Raw genomic sequence first — 3,690 nt, forward strand, 5'->3', positions numbered from 1 at the left:
GTACTACCACTGTATATCACGTTGTGTTCGGCGTGCTTTTTTGTGTGGTGAAGACCATTTTACTGGTCAATCTTACGAGCACCGCAGAGGGTGGGTTGAAGATAAGCTGCTAGAGTTAGCCAAGATATTTTGTATTGACGTCTGTGCTTATGCTGTTATGAGCAATCATACGCACTTAGTCCTGTATGTTGATGATAAAAAGGCGAATAGACTGAATGATAAAGCGATTGTTATTCGCTGGCGCAAGCTGTGTAAAGGTACTGTCCTTACTCAAAAGTACATACAAGGTGAAAAGCTAAGTAAAGCTGAACTTATCTTTTTTAATCAAACGGTAAAGGAATATCGAGAGCGCCTGTCAAGTATTAGCTGGTTTATGCGGATGTTAAATGAATACATTGCGCGCAGGGCAAATAAAGAAGATAACTGCACTGGCAGGTTTTGGGAGGGACGTTTTAGTTCGCAAGCGTTATTAGATGAAGCTGCATTGGCGGCCTGCATGGCGTATGTGGATTTAAACCCTGTCAGAGCCAAAATGGCAAATACACCAGAAGAATCAGACCATACCAGTGCTCAAGTACGGCTAATATGCGCAAAAGAGGGCAAACAACCAAAAAAACTGCTCCGCTTTGCAGGCATGCCACGTCAAATTATGCCAAAAGGGCTACCGTTTGAACTTAAATCGTACCTTGAGCTTGTTGAGTTAACAGGGCGCTGTATACGAGAGGACAAACGAGGGTATATTGAGAGTACACAATTACTCTTGCTCGAAAGAGTCAATATTTCTCCAGAAAACTGGTTAAAACTCAGCACACAATTTACACGCGTATTTCACGGCGCAGTAGGCAGGCTTACCTCACAAGCAAGTTATTGTGAAAGCTTAAACAGAAAACGGCGCGCGAATATCAGTAACTGCAAAAAGCTTCTAGCATAAACTTAAACTGCTCAGTAAAACTATTCAGTAATAAATCACAACTGCACCATGCAGTTATTTTCATGCGTGTAATTTAGGTTTAATAGTGGTCATGTTTTTTTTAATGGGTTAAATGAAAAGAATCGATTAAGAAAGGTAAATTTTTAAGCTAAAAAGAAGATTTTATGACACAGTTTGGCTTGTATAATTAGAGTGGCTGTCTAGTTTAGTTCATCAAACTAATAGGCCAGATGACTTTATTGTATCTTATAAGGTCGCAGGGGAAAAATCCATAAAGTACAAATTTAAAAATCAGCAAGGTGGATAAATGAACGATAATATTCAAGAACTATTAATTATAGAAATAGCTCAAAATATTGATAGCGAATGGGATAAGTTGACTATTAATATCGAAATTGATGATATTGATGGGGAGCTTGTGAGTAGTGATGATAGTGAAATCTGGTTTAATGAAGAGGTTGAGGAGTTTGACTTAACTTTTGAAGCATCAGAGTATTTTGAGCAGTTGCGTGAAGTTATGGCTAAAAATGATCTAGAAAACAGATATTGGACAATATGTGATTTAGAAGTCGTTAGCGATGGTGCTTTCAAATATAACTTTTCATACGATGAACCACCAAGATTGAGTGCTTTAAAGAATAGTTAAAAATCACAGAGTGTATAAAAATAACAGAGACATATATGAACACTCCGCCTGAGTTAAATTTTTAGGTGGTTTTTATTCTATTACAGTACATTTTTGTTATTACATGATGCTCACCCTTCAGCGAGTTTTTTACTAGGGTAATAAAATAAACAAGACATATATGGACGCCCCCTTGAAGTCAAGACGAGCTAATGTATAAACATCAAAATTGATGCCTTTATTTTATTATCATGTATCCCATTTCACAGTAATGATGCGTCACAAGCTTGCTAAAAAGCAAAGGTACTGACATATATTCGAGCTATGGTGTCATGGTTATCATGCGCCATGCTCCTAATGAGCTTCGTACCAAGGGACCTAAAAAATATTCACCCAAGCGAGATTAAATCTCGAGTCTTTATCTGGTTAACCTTGGTTAGCGTGCGCTTTTTGTTTCATTATAAGTGAAGTACATACAGGATAAGCGTATGTTACGACTTAAGTGCCCAAACATCCACTCAGGTTTTAAAACCTACGTCTTCGGCGGGCTGTCTTAAGTCGTAAACTCGGGTGTGATTGGCATGTAAAATGCAAATAATTAAGCATCCTTCTGTGTATTTTGCACAAACTGAGGTGAGTAGAGAGTTTGCTTGGTCAGCAATATCCACATCAGTCGCGCCAATCTGTGTGCGGTGGCGACCACCACACAATTAAAGTGTTTTTTCTCGCGTAATTGCTTTATCCACTGACTTAACGCATCTGTTTTATGGTGGCTTCTGGCGATAATGGCGCGAGCACCGTGAATAAGTTGTTTTCGTAGATAACTGTTACCGCGTTTAGTAATACCAGACATTTTACTTTTATCACCTGACGCGTATTGTTTAGGTGTTAACCCTAGCCACACACCGAGTTCTTTTGCGCTCTTAAATGCCTGGCCGTTCCCGATTGACGCTGAATAAGCTGAGGCGTTGAGCACACCCACACCAGGAATGGAGTGAAGTATTTTAGCGTTTGTATCCCGTTCAACGTGTGCAGTAAGCATCGCTTCAATAGCTTTAATGCGTTTAACAAGGGTTTTGTACTCAGTGTAAATATCACTCACCATTAAGCGCAGCTGAGGGCGAAGCTCAGAATCACTTTCTAACGCAATTATCCCTTGCTCAAACGCCTTAATACCGACAGGAAATACATACCCAAAATCGACCAATAAACCGCGTAACTGGTTGGTTGCAGCAATCCTGTTTTGCAGAAGTCGCTCACGTATCTTATGGAGCATGAGTACTTCTTGCTGAGCTTCGGTTTTAATAGGAACGAATTTAATGTTAGGGCGTAAGCTTGCCTCATAAATAGTAAGCGCATCGTTACTGTCGTTTTTATTACCGCGTACAAAGGGGGTAACGTGTTGTGCAGGAATAAGGTCAACGGTATGACCGTAAGACGTAAATACTCTCCCCCAATAGTGGGAAGAGTAGCAGGCTTCCATCACCACGCGGCACGGAGGGGTATTCGCCAAGAAGGCGTTGAGTTTAGCCCTGTTTAAGCGTTTATTGCATTCTCTTTTATGGTTAGAATTAAAGCCAGCGACTTGGAATACATTTTTTGCCAAATCAATTGATAATGTGCTAATTTTCATGACGGACGTTCCCTTTTAACTGAGTGAGTTCAATTACCAGTTTGGCGCATTGACGCCGTTTTGGGGAGCGTCCATCTCATCACCCATCCTAAAAATAGGGATGAAAACGCTCTTTAAAAACATGGATGTTTGAAGACTTAAGCAGTTTTGCTTAAGACTTTTATTGCTATACGGCCGGTAATATTCAAACCGAGCAGTTTGGTAACAGCATTACCCTCAATCAACAGTTTGATGTATTTAACCGTTTAACGCAGCAGCAGCTTACACACCCAGCGCAAGCATTATTCGATACCTGTACGTACAACTACGACAGCGTCAACCAGCTCATTGCCCGCAAAAATGAAGGCGTAAGCAGCCAAAATATCAATTTTGTATACAACAGCTTAGGCCAGTTAATTCAACAAACATTGGCAAGCTCACGTGCTGATACAACCACGCACTACCAGTGGGATAGCTTTGGTAACCCGCAAAGTCAGACTGTGCAGTCACACTCAAGCGATA

Annotated in this window: 3 protein-coding genes; 2 read left to right on the forward strand and 1 reads right to left on the reverse strand. The window is 40.4% G+C overall.

Annotated features, from left to right (window positions below; all coding sequences use genetic code 11):
• Together PAT01_RS19720 and PAT01_RS19725 are read left to right on the forward strand one after the other, a co-directional pair.
• The coding region (locus PAT01_RS19720; protein ID WP_154946043.1) for a transposase at positions 1–931 on the forward strand (931 nt) is incomplete at its 5' end.
• Between the two features lie 307 nt (positions 932–1,238).
• Complete coding sequence (locus PAT01_RS19725) at positions 1,239–1,577, forward strand: antitoxin YezG family protein (protein ID WP_154946044.1); 339 nt, start codon at positions 1,239–1,241, stop codon at positions 1,575–1,577.
• Positions 1,578–2,154: 577 nt separating this feature from the next.
• Here PAT01_RS19725 and PAT01_RS19730 read toward each other — a convergent pair.
• A complete protein-coding gene (locus tag PAT01_RS19730) occupies positions 2,155–3,189 on the reverse strand; it encodes an IS110 family RNA-guided transposase (RefSeq protein ID WP_154946045.1) in 1,035 nt (344 codons plus the stop codon).
• Between the last annotated feature and the right edge of the window lie 501 nt (positions 3,190–3,690).

This window comes from Pseudoalteromonas atlantica, from assembly GCA_007988745.1.
Taxonomy (GTDB): Bacteria; Pseudomonadota; Gammaproteobacteria; order Enterobacterales; family Alteromonadaceae; genus Pseudoalteromonas; species Pseudoalteromonas atlantica.

Bases quoted from the DNA above. Each gene is read 5' to 3' on its own strand.
- PAT01_RS19725 (WP_154946044.1), top strand. From the start codon at position 1,239: ATGAACGATAATATTCAAGAACTATTAATTATAGAAATAGCTCAAAAT.
- PAT01_RS19730 (WP_154946045.1), bottom strand. From the start codon at position 3,189: ATGAAAATTAGCACATTATCAATTGATTTGGCAAAAAATGTATTCCAA.